Annotated in this window: 17 protein-coding genes and 1 riboswitch; of the genes, 12 read left to right on the forward strand and 5 right to left on the reverse strand. The window is 68.4% G+C overall.

Translation table 11 applies throughout. The features are described from left to right. The first annotated feature begins 10 nt into the window (after nucleotides 1-10). Genes ACIA8G_RS33525 through ACIA8G_RS33535 form a run of 3 tightly spaced genes read left to right on the forward strand, consistent with a single transcriptional unit; the run spans nucleotide 11 to nucleotide 2929 of the window. Nucleotides 11-511: an ArsR/SmtB family transcription factor gene (locus ACIA8G_RS33525; RefSeq protein ID WP_396422716.1), complete on the forward strand. Its 501-nt coding sequence runs from the start codon at nucleotides 11-13 to the stop codon at nucleotides 509-511. A 25-nt stretch (nucleotides 512-536) separates the two neighbouring features. Further along, entirely contained in the window at nucleotides 537-1985 is a 1449-nt protein-coding gene (gene hflX, locus ACIA8G_RS33530; protein ID WP_396422717.1) for a GTPase HflX, read from the forward strand. Beyond that, the gene (locus ACIA8G_RS33535) at nucleotides 1982-2929 is read left to right on the forward strand and encodes an esterase-like activity of phytase family protein (RefSeq protein ID WP_396422718.1); all 948 of its coding nucleotides are present in this window, start codon (nucleotides 1982-1984) and stop codon (nucleotides 2927-2929) included. Before hflX ends, ACIA8G_RS33535 begins: the two co-directional genes overlap by 4 nt. A 22-nt stretch (nucleotides 2930-2951) precedes the next feature. Here ACIA8G_RS33535 and ACIA8G_RS33540 read toward each other — a convergent pair whose 3' ends face one another. Then, complete coding sequence (locus tag ACIA8G_RS33540) at nucleotides 2952-4058, reverse strand: cytochrome P450 (RefSeq protein WP_396422719.1); 1107 nt, start codon at nucleotides 4056-4058, stop codon at nucleotides 2952-2954. A gap of 109 nt (nucleotides 4059-4167) precedes the next feature. Between ACIA8G_RS33540 and ACIA8G_RS33545 the strand changes: the two genes are divergently transcribed. Further along, the gene (locus ACIA8G_RS33545) at nucleotides 4168-4896 is read left to right on the forward strand and encodes a helix-turn-helix domain-containing protein (protein ID WP_396422720.1); all 729 of its coding nucleotides are present in this window, start codon (nucleotides 4168-4170) and stop codon (nucleotides 4894-4896) included. Here the strand turns inward: ACIA8G_RS33545 and lexA are convergent. Beyond that, a complete protein-coding gene (lexA, locus tag ACIA8G_RS33550; protein WP_396422848.1) occupies nucleotides 4880-5557 on the reverse strand; it encodes a transcriptional repressor LexA in 678 nt (225 codons plus the stop codon). The genes ACIA8G_RS33545 and lexA overlap by 17 nt on opposite strands. Before the next feature lie 222 nt (nucleotides 5558-5779). Here lexA and ACIA8G_RS33555 point away from each other — a divergent pair, with 222 nt between their 5' ends. The 3 genes from ACIA8G_RS33555 (at nucleotide 5780) to ACIA8G_RS33565 (ending at nucleotide 9682) form a co-directional block, all read left to right on the forward strand. Continuing rightward, nucleotides 5780-6064: a hypothetical protein gene (locus tag ACIA8G_RS33555; RefSeq protein ID WP_396422721.1), complete on the forward strand. Its 285-nt coding sequence runs from the start codon at nucleotides 5780-5782 to the stop codon at nucleotides 6062-6064. Between the two features lie 271 nt (nucleotides 6065-6335). Next, on the forward strand, nucleotides 6336-6806 hold the full coding sequence (gene nrdR / locus ACIA8G_RS33560; protein ID WP_396422722.1) for a transcriptional regulator NrdR: 471 nt from the start codon (nucleotides 6336-6338) through the stop codon (nucleotides 6804-6806). 65 nt (nucleotides 6807-6871) lie between these two features. Further along, nucleotides 6872-9682: a vitamin B12-dependent ribonucleotide reductase gene (locus tag ACIA8G_RS33565; RefSeq protein WP_396422723.1), complete on the forward strand. Its 2811-nt coding sequence runs from the start codon at nucleotides 6872-6874 to the stop codon at nucleotides 9680-9682. Nucleotides 9683-9812: 130 nt separating this feature from the next. Here ACIA8G_RS33565 and ACIA8G_RS33570 read toward each other — a convergent pair whose 3' ends face one another. Then, a complete protein-coding gene (locus ACIA8G_RS33570) occupies nucleotides 9813-10334 on the reverse strand; it encodes an HNH endonuclease (RefSeq protein WP_396422724.1) in 522 nt (173 codons plus the stop codon). 85 nt (nucleotides 10335-10419) lie between these two features. Here ACIA8G_RS33570 and ACIA8G_RS33575 point away from each other — a divergent pair, with 85 nt between their 5' ends. Then, nucleotides 10420-10971, forward strand: coding sequence for a hypothetical protein (locus tag ACIA8G_RS33575; RefSeq protein WP_396422725.1), 552 nt, complete (start codon nucleotides 10420-10422; stop codon nucleotides 10969-10971). On the opposite strand, the gene ACIA8G_RS33580 is transcribed toward ACIA8G_RS33575, so the two are convergent. Beyond that, nucleotides 10946-11734: a LysR family transcriptional regulator gene (locus ACIA8G_RS33580; protein ID WP_396422726.1), complete on the reverse strand. Its 789-nt coding sequence runs from the start codon at nucleotides 11732-11734 to the stop codon at nucleotides 10946-10948. The genes ACIA8G_RS33575 and ACIA8G_RS33580 overlap by 26 nt on opposite strands. Nucleotides 11735-11804: 70 nt before the next feature. Here ACIA8G_RS33580 and ACIA8G_RS33585 point away from each other — a divergent pair, with 70 nt between their 5' ends. Beyond that, nucleotides 11805-12482: an SDR family oxidoreductase gene (locus tag ACIA8G_RS33585; protein WP_396422727.1), complete on the forward strand. Its 678-nt coding sequence runs from the start codon at nucleotides 11805-11807 to the stop codon at nucleotides 12480-12482. A gap of 33 nt (nucleotides 12483-12515) precedes the next feature. Beyond that, nucleotides 12516-13397 (forward strand): ADP-ribosylglycohydrolase family protein, encoded by an 882-nt coding sequence (locus tag ACIA8G_RS33590; RefSeq protein WP_396422728.1) that lies wholly within the window; start codon nucleotides 12516-12518, stop codon nucleotides 13395-13397. Nucleotides 13398-13408: 11 nt separating this feature from the next. Here ACIA8G_RS33590 and ACIA8G_RS33595 read toward each other — a convergent pair whose 3' ends face one another. Then, nucleotides 13409-13867, reverse strand: a complete 459-nt coding sequence (locus ACIA8G_RS33595) for a CGNR zinc finger domain-containing protein (protein ID WP_396422729.1) — start codon at nucleotides 13865-13867, stop codon at nucleotides 13409-13411. 45 nt (nucleotides 13868-13912) lie between these two features. On the opposite strand from ACIA8G_RS33595, the gene ACIA8G_RS33600 reads away from it, so the two are divergent. Together ACIA8G_RS33600 and ACIA8G_RS33605 are read left to right on the forward strand one after the other, a co-directional pair. Further along, a complete protein-coding gene (locus ACIA8G_RS33600) occupies nucleotides 13913-14749 on the forward strand; it encodes an alpha/beta fold hydrolase (RefSeq protein ID WP_396422730.1) in 837 nt (278 codons plus the stop codon). A gap of 74 nt (nucleotides 14750-14823) precedes the next feature. Further along, a complete protein-coding gene (locus ACIA8G_RS33605) occupies nucleotides 14824-17310 on the forward strand; it encodes a PEP/pyruvate-binding domain-containing protein (RefSeq protein ID WP_396422731.1) in 2487 nt (828 codons plus the stop codon). After that, a riboswitch (ZMP/ZTP riboswitch) is annotated at nucleotides 17297-17379 on the forward strand. Its footprint overlaps the gene before it by 14 nt.

The following is a 17379-nucleotide window of genomic DNA, read 5'->3' on the forward strand; positions in this document are numbered from 1 at the left end:
GACTGCGCCCGTGACGCTCTCCAGCAAGCGACGGCCGGCGACCAAGGAAGAAGCCGCCGCGCTCAGCTCCGACCTGCGGCTGCGGATGATCCGCCTGACGTTCGACCGCCCGCTCACCAACAAGGAGCTGGCACAGCGGCTCGGCAAGGATCCGGCCACGACGCTGCACCACGTGCGCAAGCTCGTCGCCACGGGATTTCTCGAGGCGATGCCGCCGCGCGCGGGCAACCGGGGAGCGAAAGAAATCCCCTATCGGTCGACAGGACTGTCGTGGCAGCTCGACAACAGCGAAAATGTGGTCGCCGTCGGCGAGGCGATGCTGCACGCTTTCCTCGGCGAGGTCGCCGACATCGGGCTCAGTGACGTGGATCAGAGCCGTCTGGTCGTGACCGTCGACCCGGAGGAACTAAAGCAGCGGCTCGCATCGTTGATGGATGAGCTGGCCGCGCAACCGGTCAGGCCGGAAGTTCCCCGTGTGGCGATCTACCTCGCGGTGTATCCGGGGGACTGAAGGTCCATGGGACGATGAAGGGCAAATGACGGAAAACATCCAGAGCACAGAGTTCGACGCCACGTGGGAAGAGGAAGACTTCTCGACGGGTGACTACGAACTCGCCGAACGCGCCGCGCTACGCCGCGTTGCCGGGTTGTCCACCGAACTCGAGGACATCACCGAGGTCGAGTACCGGCAGCTGCGCCTGGAACGGGTCGTGCTCGTCGGGGTGTGGACCGAGGGCACTGCCGCGGACTCCGACGCGTCGATGGCCGAACTCGCCCGCCTCGCCGAAACCGCTGGTTCCGAGGTGCTCGAGGGCGTCGTGCAGCGGCGCGACAAGCCGGACGCCGCGACCTACATCGGCTCCGGCAAGGTGTCGGAGCTGCGGGACGTGGTGCAGGCGACCGGCGCGGACACCGTGATCTGCGACGGTGAGCTCTCGCCCGGCCAGCTGCGGCAGCTGGAGGAGAAGCTCAAGGTCAAGGTCATCGACCGCACCGCGCTCATCCTGGACATCTTCGCGCAGCACGCGCGGTCCAAGGAGGGCAAGGCGCAGGTCGAGCTGGCCCAGCTGCAGTACCTGATGCCGCGCCTGCGCGGCTGGGGTGAGACGTTGTCGAGGCAGGCCGGTGGTCGTGCCGGCGGCGGCAACGGCGGTGTGGGTCTGCGTGGTCCCGGTGAGACCAAGATCGAGACCGACCGGCGCCGGATCCGCGCGCGCATCGCCAAGCTGCGCCGCGAGATCTCCGCGATCGGCGTCATCCGCGAGACCAAGCGGGGCCGTCGCACGGCGAACGAAATCCCGAGCGTCGCGATCGCGGGCTACACGAACGCGGGCAAGTCCTCGCTGCTCAACGCGCTGACGGGCGCCGGTGTCCTGGTGGAGGACGCGCTGTTCGCCACCCTCGACCCGACGACGCGCCGCGCGCTCTCGCCGGAGGGCCTGCCCTACACGCTGACGGACACGGTCGGCTTCGTGCGGCACCTGCCGCACCAGCTGGTCGAGGCGTTCCGCTCGACGCTGGAGGAGGTCGGCCAGTCCGACCTGCTCGTGCACGTGGTCGACGGCTCCGACGGCATGCCGGAGAAGCAGGTCAGCGCCGTGCGCGAGGTTCTCGCGGAGATCAACGCGAAGAACGACACGCCGATGCCGCGCGAGCTGCTCGTCGTGAACAAGATCGACGCGGTGGGCGACCTGGGCATGGCCCGGCTGCGGCACCTGTTCCCGGACGCGTCGTTCGTGTCGGCGCACTCGGGCCTCGGCATCGAGGAGCTGCAGGTCCGCATCGCCGAGCTGATCCCACGTCCCGAGGTCGTGGTCGAGGCTCTCGTGCCGTACGCGCGCGGCGAGGTCGTCGCCCGTGTGCACCGCGACGGCGAGGTGCTGTCCGAGAAGCACACGGAGTCGGGCACGCTGCTCAGCGCCCGCGTGCGCCCGGACCTCGCGGGCCTGCTCGAGGAGTTCGCGACGAACGGGACACCTGCTTGATCCCGCCTCCACCGGTGGACGTGTGCCCGGTAGTCATGCAGGAGCTCTCCGGGCTCACGTCCGACGGCAAGCAGTTCTACGCCGTCAGCGACAGCGACAACGGGACGCTGCGCATCCAGGTCCTCGGGCGCGACTGCGTCGTGCAGCGCACGATCACCGCGCCCATGGACCCGTTCGACGTCGAAGACCTGGCGATGGCGCCGGACGGCACCCTGTGGGCCTCCGACACCGGCGACAACAACAAGTCCCGCACCACCGTCGCCCTGCACAAGGTGTCAGCGTCGGGCGCCGTCGAGCGCTTCCGCCTGACGTACCCGGACGGCAAACACGACGCCGAGGCACTGTTCCTCGACAAGTCCGGCACGCCGTACATCGTCACCAAGGAACCCCTCGGCTCCGCACTGATATATCGCCCGACAGCCCCGCTGCGAGCCGATATATCAGTTCCGCTGGAGCAGGTGGCCCGCGTGTCGCTGCCGTCGACGGACACGCCGGGCGGCCCGCTGGAGGGCAACCTCGACTCGCGCCTGGTGACCGGCGCCGCGTCGATGGCCGACGGCTCCGTCATCGCGTTGCGCACCTACACCGAGGCCTACCTCTACCCGGTCCCCGACGGCGACGTCGTCAAGGCGTTGTCCGGAGACCCGGTCCGCGTTCCGCTGCCGAACGAGCCCCAGGGCGAGGCCATCGCCTTCGACCCGGACGGCACCCTGCTCTCGGCCTCGGAAGGCGCCGGCACACCGATCCGTGCCGTCGCCGGGGCCGCCGCGCTGGCTCAACCACCAGCGCCGACGACCTCGTCGCCACCACCCGCCGCCGACGAGCCCCAGGCTGCGCCGGCGACGAGTTCGTCGTGGCAGAACTGGCCCCTAGCCCTGGGACTCGGCGGCATCGTCCTCGTCGCCGCCCTCGTCATCGGCCTGAAGATGCGCCGCCGGGCCTGACTGATATCCGGTATATCGGATATCAGTCCCAGGCGACCGGCATCCGCTCCAGACCGCGGATCACCAGGCTCGGCCGGTGCGGCAGTTCGTCCTCCGGCACGGCGAGCCGCAGCTTCGGGAACCGGCTGAAGAGGCCGGGGAAGGCGATCTTCAACTCGATCCGGGCCAGGTGCTGGCCGATGCACTGGTGGATGCCGTGCCCGAAGGCCACGTGCCCGGAAGCACCCTTCGCGAGGTCGAGCACGTCGGGATCGGCGTAGCGCGCCGGGTCGCGGTTCGCGGAGCCCAGTTCGATCAGCACCGTGTCGCCCTTGTGCACGAGAACGCCCTCGACCTCGACGTCCTCCAACGCGGTGCGCGCCGTCGCTGGCGTCAGACTGATATATCGCAGGAGCTCCTCGACGGCGGCGTCGGGATTCGCGAGCATCGCCTCCACCCGCGCCGGTTCGCGCAGGAGCTCCAGGGTGCCGAGCGAGAGCATGTTCGTCGTCGTGTCGAGGCCGCCGCCGAGCAACGCCATGCCCATCGTCGCGAGCTCGTCGTCGGTCAGGTCCGAATCAACGTTGACGAGATCGCTCAACAGGTCGTCGGTCGGCTCGGCGCGTTTGGCCGCGACCATTTCCAGCATGAACACCTGCAGCCGCCCGAACGCGGCGTACATGGCCTCCGCTTCCTCAGCCAGGCCGCTGGCGCTGACCATCGTCATCGCGTCCTGGTGGAAGTCCGCGCGCCGCTCGTACGGCACGCCCAGCAGCTCGCAGATCATCAACGCGGGCACCGGCGACGCGAAATGCTGCACGAGATCCGCCGGCGAACCGGCCGCCTCCAGCTCGTCGAGCTGTGCGGCGGTGATCTCCTCAAGTCGCTCGGCCAGCAGCCGCATCCGCCGCACGGTGAACTGACCGGTCAGCCGGCTGCGGTAGCGGGTGTGGTCCGGCGCGTCCATGTCCGTGAACGCTCCGGGCGGTGCCGGCGGCGCGTCGCCAGGACTGCCCGGACCGAACGGGTTGTGCATCAGGTCCGGCCGGATGCTGAATCTCCTGTCGGCGAGCACCGCACGCACAGCCGCGTGGTCGTGCGCTCGCCAGCCGACGTGCCCGTCCGGGTACGTCATCGGGCTGAGTGGCATTGCTTCCCCCTTGCAACGAGGTCTTTCCCCTACCTGCAAGCTAAAAACGTTTGCGGACGAAGTCAAAAGACTCATTGCAATGGCCTGACGCGCAAGGCACCATGAAGTAGTGCCTGGTAAACGGCTAGACGAGGAAGAACGGCAGCTCATCGCCCAGTGGCTGTGGGACGGGCTGGGGTACTCCGAAATCGGGAGGCGGTTGCAAAGGCCCGCGTCCACGATCCAGCGCGAAGTCGTCCGCAACGGCGGCCACAACAACTACCGGCCGGGGGCGGCGCACCGGGCCGCGAGCGAGCGCGCGATGCGCCGGATGCCCGCGGTCGACGATCTGGACGTCGACGAGGAGGCGTACTCGTTCGGGCGCAGTCCCGGCGAGGTGCAGGAGTTCCACCTGAGGCTGGTCGCGTCGTTCGCGCAGACCGGCATCCCGAAGACGGCCGCGCGGATCCTGGCCGAGATCTTCATGGTCGACAAGGGCAGTCTGTCCGCGACCGAACTGGTGCTCAGGCTCTCGGTCAGCCCCGGCACGGTGTCGCGCTCGACGGCCTACCTGCAGGACCTGGGACTGTTGCGCAGCGAGCGCGACGGCAAACGCATGCGCTACTTCCTCGACGACGACCTCTGGTACCGCGCGTGGCTGTCCAGCGCCGAGCGCAACTCCGTGTGGGCGCACACCGCACTGGACGGTGCCGAGATCTTCGGTCTCGGCACGCCAGTGGGCGCGCGCCTCAAGGACATGGGCCAGTTCTTCGCGTTCGTCGTGACGGACATGGAGTCCACCAGGAAGAAGTGGCTCGACTTCTTCGAGAAGAAGAAAAAGGCTAGGGGAGACGCCTGAGCACGGTGACGACCTTGCCGAGGATCGTGGCCTCGTCGCCGTTGATCGGTTCGTAGGCCGTGTTGTGCGGCAGCAGCCACACGTGCCCGTCCTTGCGCTTGAACGTCTTCACGGTCGCCTCGCCGTCGATCATGGCGGCGACGATCTCGCCCTGGTCGGCGGTCGGCTGCTTGCGGATCACGACCCAGTCGCCGTCGGTGATCGCGGCGTCGACCATCGAGTCACCCACGACGCGCAGCAGGAACAGCTCACCCTCGCCGACGATCTCGCGTGGCAGCGGGAACACGTCCTCGATCGACTCCTCCGCCAGGATCGGGCCACCGGCCGCGATGCGACCGAGCATCGGCACGTACGCCGGCGTCGGCTTGGACATCGGGTCGAGGCCCGGGTCGATCTCGGACGGCAGCATGCCCACCGCACGCGGGCGGTTCGCGTCGCGGCGCAGGAAACCCTTCCGCTCCAACGCGCGCAGCTGGTACGCCACCGACGACGTCGAGGTCAGGCCGACGGCCTCACCGATCTCTCGCACGCTCGGCGGGTAGCCGAAGCGGTCGACCCAATCGCGAATCACGTCGAGCACCTTGCGCTGGCGCAGGGTCAGGCCGGCGTTGCCCGCGATCTCACTTACCTCAGCCGTTACAAGAGCGGGGTCCGGGTCGATCGTCTTGCCTGCCACGGTCGCTGTCCTCCTCGCCGCCCCCAGTTCGAATGGGATTCCGGCCTCCGTCGATCTTCGTGGTCGACGGTAGTCGTGTTTGCTGCACAGATCAAACACCTGTTCGAGGTATTTGGGCGCGTGTTGTGGCGTTCGGCGGGTCGTTCTGGTAGAAATTCGCACGGACGTTCGATCGAACCCCTGTTCGATCATGGTGGTTGACCTGCGATGGAGGTCGTCATGGCGGTGCTCGTCGAGAAGCGGTTGCGCGTTGTCGAGGACGCGGACGTCGCAGCGGGGCGTCCACTCCGTTCGGGGCCTCGCGTCATGCCGCGGCGCCCGGCCACGAGGCCGCGCCCGGTCGTGGTGCCCGTGTCGCGCGAGTCCAGTTCGTGCAACGTCCGGCCCAAGCGCGAGTCGACGCTCGAGCTCATCGCCGTCGGCGTGCTGAGCGCCCTGACGGTCATCGCTCTCGGCGTGCTCTACCTCCAGCAGGTGGGGGTCACGCCGTAGGGCCGCCCCTACATCTTGTGTCTGAGCGCCCGCCGTGACGTTTTCTCTCCGTCATGGGCGGGCGTCGTTGTGTAATCGCCCCTGATCGGCTGCGGTTCCTCCAAGCGAGTGACACGCGACGCGCCGTGTCGAGTTGCGTCGGCGTCCGCTGCGATCTAGGTTCTACCCCTACATCTAGTGGTTACACCGTTGTAAGTAGTCCACAGGTTGTGGGTGACCCGACCGGTGCGGCTGCTGCGACGGGTGCTGCGCCGGGAAGGGGTGAGGTGGCGTGCGGTGTCCGTTTTGCCGCCATTCGGACTCACGGGTCGTTGACTCCCGTGAGGTCGACGAGGGACAGGTGATCCGTCGTCGCCGCTCCTGCAACGGCTGCAGTCGCAGGTTCACCACGGTCGAGGAAGCGGTCCTCGCCGTGGTCAAGCGCTCCGGGGTGACGGAGCCCTTCAGCCGCGACAAGGTGGTCGTCGGTGTGCGCAGGGCGTGCCAGGGCCGCCCGGTCGACGAGGACGCGTTCCAGCAACTCGCCCAGCGAGTGGAAGAGTCGATCCGGTCGACGGGATGCGCGGAAATCCCCAGTCACGAGGTGGGCCTCGCCATTCTCGGCCCCCTGCGTGAGCTCGACGAAGTCGCTTACCTCCGGTTCGCGAGCGTCTACAGATCCTTCTCGTCCGTCGAGGACTTCGAGAAGGAGATTCTTGATCTTCGCACCGCTCGGGCCCAGGACGCACAGGCCGAGCAGTGATCCGCGTGCACTAGAGCGCGCGCCTACATCATCTTTTCTAAGCACCAGTACGAGGGAGATCCACCGTGACCGAGACCGTCGGCGGCTCAGCCAAGAAGACAGCCGCACGGGCGGCTGCGAAGCCTGCCGCGCTGAAGGTCCAGCGCGTCTACACCACCGAAGGCCGCCACCCCTATGACGAGGTCACCTGGGAGCGCCGCGACGTCGTCATGACGAACTGGCGCGACGGCTCGGTGAACTTCGAGCAGCGCGGTGTCGAGTTCCCCGAGTTCTGGTCGGTGAACGCCACCAACATCGTCACCAGCAAGTACTTCCGCGGTGCCGTCGGCAGCGAGAAGCGCGAGCAGTCGCTGCGCCAGCTGATCGACCGCGTCGTGAAGACCTACGTGGGCGCGGGCAAGGAGCACGGCTACTTCGCGGTCGAAGCGGACGCCGAGATCTTCGAGCACGAGCTCACCTACATGCTTCTGCACCAGGTGTTCAGCTTCAACTCGCCGGTGTGGTTCAACGTCGGCACCAGCTCGCCGCAGCAGGTCAGCGCGTGCTTCATCCTCGCGGTCGACGACACCATGGAGTCGATCCTGAACTGGTACCGCGAGGAGGGCCTGATCTTCAAGGGCGGCTCCGGTGCCGGCCTCAACCTCTCGCGCATCCGTTCCTCCAAGGAGCTGCTGTCCTCCGGCGGCACCGCGTCCGGCCCGGTGTCGTTCATGCGCGGCGCCGACGCGTCCGCGGGCACCATCAAGTCCGGTGGCGCCACCCGCCGCGCGGCCAAGATGGTCGTGCTCGACGTCGACCACCCGGACGTCGAGGAGTTCATCGAGACCAAGGCGAAGGAAGAGAACAAGATCCGCGCGCTGCGCGACGCCGGGTTCGACATGGACCTCGGCGGCGCGGACATCGTGTCGGTGCAGTACCAGAACGCGAACAACTCGATCCGCGTGTCGGACGAGTTCATGCACGCCTACGAGGGCGGCGCCGACTTCGGCCTGCGCGCCCGTCAGACCGGTGAGGTCATCGAGCGCGTCGACGCCAAGTCGCTGTTCGGCAAGCTCGCGCAGGCGGCGTGGGCCTGTGCCGACCCCGGCATCCAGTACGACGACACGATCAACGACTGGCACACCTGCCCCGAGTCGGGCCGCATCACCGCGTCCAACCCGTGCTCGGAGTACATGCACCTCGACAACTCGAGCTGCAACCTCGCGTCGCTGAACCTGATGAAGTTCCTCGGTGACGACGGCAGGTTCGACGCCGTCACGTTCGCCAAGGCCGTCGAGCTGATCATCACCGCGATGGACATCTCGATCTGCTTCGCGGACTTCCCGACCGAGCCGATCGCGGAGACGACCCGCAAGTTCCGCCAGCTCGGCATCGGCTACGCCAACCTCGGCGCGCTGCTCATGGCGACGGGTCACGCGTACGACTCCGAGGGCGGCCGCGCGCTCGCCGCGACCATCACCTCGTTGATGACCGGTGTGTCCTACCGCCGTTCCGCGGAGCTCGCGGGCATCGTCGGCGCGTACGACGGCTACAAGCGCAACGAGACGGCGCACCAGCGCGTCATGCGCAAGCACGCCGCCGCGAACGACCTGATCCGCACGTACGGCGGAAACGACGCCGCGACGCACAAGGTCTCGACCGAGGCGTGGCAGCAGGCCCTGGAGATCGGCGCGAAGAACGGCTGGCGCAACGCCCAGGCGTCCGTGCTGGCCCCGACCGGCACCATCGGCCTGATGATGGACTGCGACACCACCGGAATCGAGCCGGACCTGGCCCTGGTCAAGTTCAAGAAGCTCGTCGGCGGCGGCTCGATGCAGATCGTCAACCAGACGGTGCCGCGCGCGCTGAAGTCCCTGGGCTACCAGGACGAGCAGATCGAGGCGATCGTCGAGTTCATCGGCGAGCACGGCCACGTCGTCGACGCGCCGGGCCTGCGCCGCGAGCACTACGAGGTCTTCGACTGCGCGATGGGCGAGCGTTCCATCGCGCCGATGGGCCACGTGCGGATGATGGCGGCCACGCAGCCGTTCCTGTCCGGCGCGATCTCCAAGACGGTCAACATGCCGGAGTCGGCGACCGTCGAAGAGGTCGAGGAGATCTACTACCAGGGCTGGAAGCTCGGCCTGAAGGCGCTCGCGATCTACCGCGACAACTGCAAGGTCGGCCAGCCGTTGTCCGCGGGCAAGGGCGCGAACAAGGGCGCCGAGGCCAAGACCGAGACGGTCGTCGAGTACCGCCCGGTCCGCAAGCGCCTGCCGAAGAAGCGCCCGTCGCAGACCGTGTCGTTCACGGTCGGTGGCGCCGAGGGCTACCTGCACGCCGGCTCCTACCCGGACAACGGCCTCGGCGAGATCTTCGTCAAGCTGGGCAAGCAGGGTTCCACGCTGGCCGGCGTGATGGACGCGTTCTCGATGTCCATCTCGGTGGGTCTGCAGTACGGCATCCCGCTGGAGTTCTACGTCTCGAAGTTCCAGAACCTGCGCTTCGAGCCGGCGGGCATGACCGACGACCCGGACGTGCGCATCGCGACGTCCGTGCTGGACTACCTGTTCCGCCGCCTGGCGCTGGACTACCTGCCGTACGACAAGCGCGCGCAGCTCGGCATCTTCACCGCCGACGAGCGTTCCGCGCAGGTGGCCAACGAGTACGGCGCGCCTTCGTCCGATGTGGACCTCGAGGGTCTGCGCGGCTCGGTGGAGGCGGCTCCGGCTCAGGTCGAGGCGCCCAAGCACGTCGGCAGCTCCACCGAGCTGCTCGAGCTGCACCTGGGCAAGGCCGCTGACGCGCCGCTGTGCATGACCTGTGGCACGAAGATGCGTCCGGCCGGGTCCTGCTACCTGTGCGAGGGCTGCGGCAGCACGTCCGGCTGCAGCTGATCCTGGTCAGAGCCGGGGCTGTGGCGCCCCGGCTCTGCCTTGTCTGTCTGGCTTCCGGACTGGGCGATCCGAAGGTCTTCCTGTGGGTTCCAGCCCTCCTGGTCGACGTCAGCGACCACTGAGCGGACCGTCACGGCAGTCTGATGCCGTGCCGGTTCGCCAGCTTCTTCTCGATCTCCGCGATCACACACGCGATGGTCGACGGGTTGAGCCGGCCCTCCCCGAACTGGAAGACGGTCTTCGCGAACTCGTCCGCTGCCAGCGCACGACATTCGGCGTTCAGCGCGCGGTGGTCGACCGGCGCTTCCTCGAAGCATTCCAGCGGCTTGCGGCCGAAGATGACCTCGAACTCCTTCCAGCCGCGCATCGTCCAGTAGACGTCGGGGGACGAGACGGACGTCGCCCGCAGCCATCGCCACAGGTACTGGGGATCCTGGTGGCTCGGCGCCTCGCGACGGCATCGGCCGCACAGCAGGACCATGTTGTCGACCGTGTCGGTGCCGCCCAGTGCAGCGGACACGATGCGACACCTCTCCAGCCCTGACTTGGTGCCGCAGCGCCAGCACCGTTCGTGGGCTTCGCTCCAGTCGATGGTCAGGTCCAACTCGTGCTCGACCCAGTACGCGACGACCTGTTCGTTGCCTACGCCCATGCGCTCTCCCCAGTGTGAGTTGACCTTCCTGTCGGTCGCGGAGGCGATTGCGTTTCACCTTCGCGCAACTGATAGAACAACCGGAATGCGCTCGTTCGACGACTTACGCGGTTACCTGCTCGGCCAGCTCAACGCCGCAGTCCGCCGCCCCGGCATGTACGGCGGCGAGCCGGTGATCCTCACCCTGCTCGACGCGCTGGCGTTCGCCGACGACCGCACGGACAGGTGGCAGGCCGAGCTCGACGCGTTGGTGAAGCGGGGCGCGGCGAACGCGGCGATGGTGAGTGGCGCGGTGCAGGAGGCGCTGGGCCACCGCAGCGAGGACGTCATGGCGTCGGTGTACGCGGATCTCGCGCACCGGCACGGCTGGCTGAGTCTCGACGCGGACAGCTGGATCCCCGGTGTGCTGGGGCAGCGGGACCGGGTGCTCGACGACGTGGTGGCGGAGTACGGCGAGCCGCCGTTGTGGCTGGGCGGCACGAATCCGAAGTACTCGAAGACGCTCGGCTATCCGGACCGGTCCGGGTCGTTGGTCTTCTTCCACTTCCTGCCGGAGCTGCGACTGATGGCGACGCGCCGCGGTGACGGCGGCTTCCGCGACAGCTTCGTCTTCACACCTGCCGGGCAATCTCGATGAACTCGGCGATCAACGGCGTGTGCCGGTGTTCCGCCCACGCCAGCGCCACCTCGTTCGGCGTGATGTCCTCGATCGGCACGTGCACCAGGTCCTCGCGCGAGTAGAACACCGCGGTCGACAACGGCAGGATCGCGACGCCGCCGTGCATCGCGACGTGTTCCAGCTTCTCCTCGACGGATCTGAACCCCGGCGGGTCGGTGTGCTGCACGCGCCGTTCGCCGGACAGGTCCGCCTCCAGCACGCTTTCCTTGCCCGCCAAGCGATGCGTCGCGGGCACCACGGCCACCCGCGGCTCGGTGAGCACCGGCACGTGCCGCAAACCCTCCAGCGGCACCGGTAGCCGCACGTAACCGACGTCGACCCGGCCGTCGTGGATCACCTCGACCTGGTCCTCCCACGTCGTGCGCAACACGTCCACGCGCAGGCCGGGGTGTCGCTTCGCCATGAGCCGCGCCGCGGGCGTCACGATCAGGCCGGGCATGAACCCGATGGTGAACGAGTCCGCCACGCCGACCCGTCGCAGCAGCGCCGACGCCTGCGTCAGCAACGGCCGGGCGTCCTCCAGCAGGCTCTCGCCCGCGGCCGTCAGCGCGGTGCCCTTCGACGAACGGTCGAACAGCTGCACCTTCAGCTCGGCCTCCAGCGCGCGGATCTGCCGTGACAGCACGGGTTGCGCGATGTGCAGAGCCTCGGCGGCACGGCCGAAGTTCAGGTGCTCGGCGACCGCGACGAAGTACCGGAGCTTGCGCAGGTCCAGGTCCATACCTCCAGGGTATGACAGGCGACCGAGCAGGTCTTGGACGCCGTGCCCGCCCGCCGAGCACGCTGGAGCCATGAAATCCACACTGGACGGACAAAGGGTCGCGATCCTCGGCGGCTCATCGGGAATCGGCCTGGCGACGGCACTCGCGGCCCGCGACGGCGGCGCCGAGGTGACGGTCGTGTCGCGCAAACCCCAGGCCCAGCCCGGAATCGCCACGCACGCGGCCGACCTGAGTGACCCCGGGGCCGTCGAGGCCTTCTTCCGCGAGATCGGCGAGATCGACCACCTCGTGTACACGGCGGGGGAGCCCCTGGCGTTGATGACCATCGCGGACCTCGACCGGGACCGCGCCAGGAACTTCTTCGGGCTGCGGTACTTCGGCGTGCTCGACGCGGTGGGCGCCGCGCGCGTCACCACCTCGATCACGCTCACCACGGGCATCGCGAAGGACCGCCCAGGACCGGGCTGGGCGGTCGCGGCGAGCATCTGCGGGGCCGTTGAGGCGTTGACCAAGGCGCTGGCGGTGGAACTCGCGCCGATCAGGGTCAACGCGGTCAGCCCCGGCGTGGTGCGCAGCCCGCTGTGGGGACCGGACGCCGAGCAGCTCTACTCAGACGTCGGCAGGACGGTGCCGCTGCAGCGGGTCGGCGAGGTCGAGGAGATCGCCCACGCGTACCTGTACCTGATGACGCAGCCGTGGGCGACCGGCACGATCCTCACGGTCGACGGCGGCACCGTACTCGCGTGAAATGTGTTGCCCGCCAAGGTAAAATGGTGGGTGATGCGCATAGTTCTGCATGCACGTGCGCGCCTGGACCTCGCATACGCCTCGCTCGACGGGCTCTCCGTCGGCGACGCTCTGGGCGCACAGTTCTTCATGGTCGGCCGCTCGTTGCCCGACCTCGTGGCCGGTAAGCCGCCGCGAGGGCCGTGGGAGTGGACCGACGACACCGAAATGGCTTGCAACCTCGTCACCGAGCTTCGCGACCACGGCGAAGTCGAGCAGCAACGGCTTGCGGCGCTCTTCGCCGATCGCTGTGAGCCTTACCGCGGGTACGGCGCGGGAGCGTTCATCATCCTGCGCAAGATTCGCCAGGGCACGCCGTGGAAAGAGGCGGCCGGCAGTGCGTTCGGCGGGCAGGGGTCCTGCGGCAACGGCGCCGCGATGCGGATCGCGCCCCTCGGCGCGTACTTCGCGGACGACCCGGAAACCGTGACAGAGCAGGCGATCCGGGCCAGCGAGGTGACGCACCAGCACCCGGAGGGCATCGCGGGCGGAGTGGCCGTGGCACACGCGGCGGCCATCGCGGCCAAGGCCCGGCTGACCGGGACGCCACCGCGCGACCTGCTCGGCAGCGTTCTCGACCACCTCGAGGATTCGTTCGTGCGCAAGGGAATCGAGAAAGCACGCGGGATCGGTGACGCCGAGGAGGCCGCGTACGTCCTCGGCAACGGCTCCCGCGTCACGGCACAGGACACCGTGCCGTTCACGCTCTGGGTCGCCGCCCACCACCTCGACGACTACCGCGCCGCCATCACGGCGTGCGTCAGGGCGGGCGGTGACGTCGACACGACCGCGGCGATCGTCGGCGGCATCATCGCGACAGCGCCGCAGGAGTGGCGGCAGGAACGCGAGCCGCTGCCGGACTGGACGAGCCGCTAGTCGTTGTGCCGCTAGTCCTTGTGCCGCTGGTAGTACCGCGCCACCCGCACCCGGTTCCCGCACGTCGCGGGATCACACCACCGGCGTCGCGGGTGTGCGGGCACGAACAGCAGCCGGCACGTCGGCGCCTCGCACTTCTTCACCTTCAGCACCGCCGGTGACGCCAGCAGGTCCGCCGCCGCTCCCGCCAGCACGGCGAGCGCCCGCGCGATCTCGTCGCCCTCCCGTTCCCGCGTCACCACGACGGCGCCGGACCACGTCAGCACGTCGTGCGCCGGTGCACCGCGCAGAGCCGCGTTCAACGGTGCCAGGTCGGGCTCGGCGCCCTCCCGTGCCGCGAGCACCGCCGCCTCGACGTGGCCGCGCAGCCTCAGAATCGCGTCTGACCAGGGAAAACCCTGCTCGGACAGCCACTGGGGCAGGCGGTCCTCCTCGGTCGTCAGCGTGTTGACGAAGTCCAGTGCGAGCACGTTCTAACTGTACAACACCCCGATCTACCATTAGCCTAATGCGTCATGACGACAAAGATCCATGTGACACGGCACCGGTTCGTCGACGTCGACGGCATCGAGGTCTTCTACCGGGAGGCGGGCGACCCGGCCGCGCCCAAGCTGTTGCTCCTGCACGGCTTCCCGTCCGCGTCGCACCAGTACGCGAGGCTCATCGAAGAGCTGAAGGACGACTTCCACGTGATCGCGCCGGATCATCCGGGTTCCGGCCACAGCGCCGCGCCTCAACGGCCGTACAGCTTCGACTTCCTCGCCGACACCATCGAGAAGTTCCTGGAGACCATCGGTTTCACGGGGTTCCGGATGTACGTCTTCGACTTCGGCGCCCCGGTCGGCTTCCGCATCGCGACCCGCCACCCCGAGTGGATCCAGGGCCTGATCGTGCAGAACGGCAACGCCTACGAGGACGGTCTCTCCGAGCTGGCCTGGGGCTTCATCCGCAACCGCGACCCGCAGGCCGCCCGTGAGCTGCTCGCGCTGGAGTACACGAAGTTCGGCTACCTCGAAGGCGCGCGCGACCCCGAGACGATCTCGCCCGACACCTGGACGCTCGACCAGCACTACCTCGACCTGCGCCCGGAACCGCAGATCGACCTCTTCCTCGACTACCACTCCAACGTCGCCAAGTATCCGGAGTGGCAGGCCTACCTGCGCGAACACCAGCCGCCGACGCTGATCGCGTGGGGCAGGGGCGACCCGTTCTTCATCGAGCCGGGCGCCAAGGCGTACCTGCGGGACGTCCCAGGCGCCCAGCTGCACCTGCTGAACACCGGGCACTTCGCGCTGGAGGAGGACCTGGCCGAGATCGTCGCGCTGATCAGGGGCTTTACCTCTACGGTGTGATTTATTCATCACGTGTTGAGTTTTTGGCCGAACGCTCGTAGCCTCCTCTTCAGGCGGAACCTGGAGGGGTAACCATGGCGCTCGTGATCGATTTCAGCGGTATAGACGGCTCGATGCTCGCCACCGTGGGCGGCAAGGCCGCCAACCTCGGTGAGCTCACCAGGGCGGGCTTGCCGGTGCCGCAGGGCTTCTGCGTCACCACCGACGCTTACCGCATGGTCGCGGAAGCCGACGAGCTGGCGAGCACGACCCCGGAGAACGCCCGCCGGACGTTGGTGGAAACCGCTGTGCCGCAGGACATCCGGGACGCGATCGTCGCCGAGTACCGCAAGCTCGGTGACGACATCGCGGTCGCCGTGCGCTCCAGCGCGACGGCCGAGGACCTGCCGTTCGCGAGCTTCGCCGGCCAGCAGGACACGTTCCTCAACGTCGTCGGCGAGGATGCCGTGGTCGACGCGGTGCGCCGTTGCTGGGCCTCGCTGTGGACCGATCGCGCGGTCAGCTACCGCGAGACGAACGGCATCGATCACACCACCACGTACCTCGCCGTTGTGGTGCAACGGATGGTGCAGTCCGAGGTGTCCGGGGTGATGTTCACCGCGAACCCGGTCACCGGCACGCGCGACCAGATCGTCATCGACGCGAGCGCCGGCCTCGGCGAGGCTGTCGTCTCCGGTGCGGTCAACCCCGACCACTTCGTCGTCGACGGGCCTGACATCGTCGAGAAGCGGCTGGGGGACAAGAAGTTCCTCATCCGCTCACTCCCCGGTGGCGGGACCGAGCACGTCGAGGTCGGCGAGAGCGATGAGCCGTGCCTGACCGACGGCCAGATCCACGCGCTCGCCGTCCTCGGCCGCAAGGTGCAGCAGCACTACGGCTCGCCGCAGGACACGGAGTGGGCGATCGACGCGGATGGCGAGCTGCACCTCACCCAGGCGCGGCCGATCACGACGTTGTTCCCGTTGCCGGACGACAACCCCGCCGACCACGTCTACTTCTGCTTCAGCCTCGCGCAGGGGCTGGAGCGGCCGATCACGCCGATGGGACGTGCGGCGTTCCGGGAGATCTCCAAGTCCGCGTTCGAGATCGTCATCGGCGACCCGGCGAGCAAGTCCTATGTGGAGGCCGGTGAGCGGATCTTCTTCGACGTCACCAAGGTGTTGCAGAGCAAGGTGGGCCGCGAGTTCGTCACGAAGCTGCTCGGCGTGATGGAGGCGCGCTCGTCGCAGGTGCTGCGCGGGCTGTTCGACGACCCGAGGTACGCGATCCGCAACTCCTCGCCGGGGCCGGCGCTCAAGCGCGTGCTGCGGCTCGCCCGCCGGTTCCGCGTGCCCGTGACCGTGTGGAAGGCGCTGGCCAACCCGGAGAAGGCCGCGCGCGAGGCGTTGCGGCTGGAACAGGAGATCCTGGACAAGGCCGCGAACCTCTCCATCGAGCAGGCGTTGCGGCAGTGCGTCGTCCCGGTCCTGCCCCGGCTCGCGCCGACCGCGTTGATCGGCTTCGCGATGCTCGGCCTGGCCGGCAAGGTCGTGAAGGTGCGGCCGGGGGAGCTGCAGACCGTGCTGCGCGGCCTGCCGAACAACATCACCACCGAGATGGACATGGCGATGTGGGATCTCGCGCAGGAGATCCGGCGCGATCCCGTTGCGCTGCGCCAGTTCCAGGACGGTGAACGTCCCGCCGCGCTGGATCGGTTCCTCGCGAAGTGGGGGCACCGGGCCGTCGCGGAGATCGACCTCGGCCTGCCCCGGTGGTCCGACGATCCGGCGTACGTCATCGGTGTCGTGCGGAACTTCCTGCGCCTGGAGGACGAGAACGCCGCCGCGGACGCGGTCTTCGCGCGTGGTGCCGCGGAGGCCGAGGCGATGATCGAGACGCTCGCGCGGAGGGCCCCCGGACGTGGCTGGTTCGTGCGTTTCGCGTTGCGCCGCACCAGGGTGCTGGCCGGGCTGCGGGAGTACCCGAAGTACCTGATCATCACGCTGTTCGGGCAGCTGCGCCGGCGGATCGCGGAGATCGGCGAGCAGCTCGCGTCGCAGGGCAGGATCTCGCAGGCGGACGACGTCTTCTTCCTCAACTTCGAGGAAATGCGTTCTGCGGAAGGTGATCTGCGCTCGGTCGTGGCAGCGCGGCGTGAGGTCTACGACCGCGAGATGCGGCGCAGGCACATCCCGCGCGTGCTGATGTCGGACGGCACGGACGCCGAGGCGGTGCACCACGGTGCCCCGGTCGAGGGCGATCTCGTCGGCACGCCGGCGTCGGCGGGCACGATCACCGGCATCGCGCGGGTCGTGATGGACCCGGTCGGCGCGCACCTCGAACCGGGCGAGATCCTCGTGGCGCCTTCGACGGATCCGGGCTGGACACCGTTGTTCCTGACGGCGGGCGGGCTCGTGATGGAGATGGGCGGCGCGAACTCGCACGGCGCGGTCGTCGCGCGGGAGTACGGGATTCCGGCCGTGGTCGGCGTGCGTGAGGCTGTGACGAGGATCAAGACCGGCGAGCGGATCACCGTGGACGGCAGCACGGGCGCGGTGACTACACTCGACGACGGGTCGTGACTGGCGCGAAGAGGTGGATCACCACCGGGGAGCGGCCTACCTGACCTGCCGCGCGCCTGGGCGAATCCT

The sequence above is a fragment of the Lentzea sp. NPDC051213 genome (assembly GCF_044455585.1).
GTDB lineage: Bacteria > Actinomycetota > Actinomycetes > Mycobacteriales > Pseudonocardiaceae > Lentzea.

What these genes read in the sequence shown, in the direction of transcription:
- hflX (WP_396422717.1), top strand. Translation starts at nt 537, where the DNA reads ATGACGGAAAACATCCAGAGCACAGAGTTCGACGCCACGTGGGAAGAG.
- ACIA8G_RS33540 (WP_396422719.1), bottom strand. Translation starts at nt 4,058, where the DNA reads ATGCCACTCAGCCCGATGACGTACCCGGACGGGCACGTCGGCTGGCGA.
- ACIA8G_RS33555 (WP_396422721.1), top strand. Translation starts at nt 5,780, where the DNA reads ATGGAGGTCGTCATGGCGGTGCTCGTCGAGAAGCGGTTGCGCGTTGTC.
- ACIA8G_RS33570 (WP_396422724.1), bottom strand. Translation starts at nt 10,334, where the DNA reads ATGGGCGTAGGCAACGAACAGGTCGTCGCGTACTGGGTCGAGCACGAG.
- ACIA8G_RS33575 (WP_396422725.1), top strand. Translation starts at nt 10,420, where the DNA reads ATGCGCTCGTTCGACGACTTACGCGGTTACCTGCTCGGCCAGCTCAAC.
- ACIA8G_RS33580 (WP_396422726.1), bottom strand. Translation starts at nt 11,734, where the DNA reads ATGGACCTGGACCTGCGCAAGCTCCGGTACTTCGTCGCGGTCGCCGAG.
- ACIA8G_RS33585 (WP_396422727.1), top strand. Translation starts at nt 11,805, where the DNA reads ATGAAATCCACACTGGACGGACAAAGGGTCGCGATCCTCGGCGGCTCA.
- ACIA8G_RS33590 (WP_396422728.1), top strand. Translation starts at nt 12,516, where the DNA reads ATGCGCATAGTTCTGCATGCACGTGCGCGCCTGGACCTCGCATACGCC.
- ACIA8G_RS33600 (WP_396422730.1), top strand. Translation starts at nt 13,913, where the DNA reads ATGACGACAAAGATCCATGTGACACGGCACCGGTTCGTCGACGTCGAC.
- ACIA8G_RS33605 (WP_396422731.1), top strand. Translation starts at nt 14,824, where the DNA reads ATGGCGCTCGTGATCGATTTCAGCGGTATAGACGGCTCGATGCTCGCC.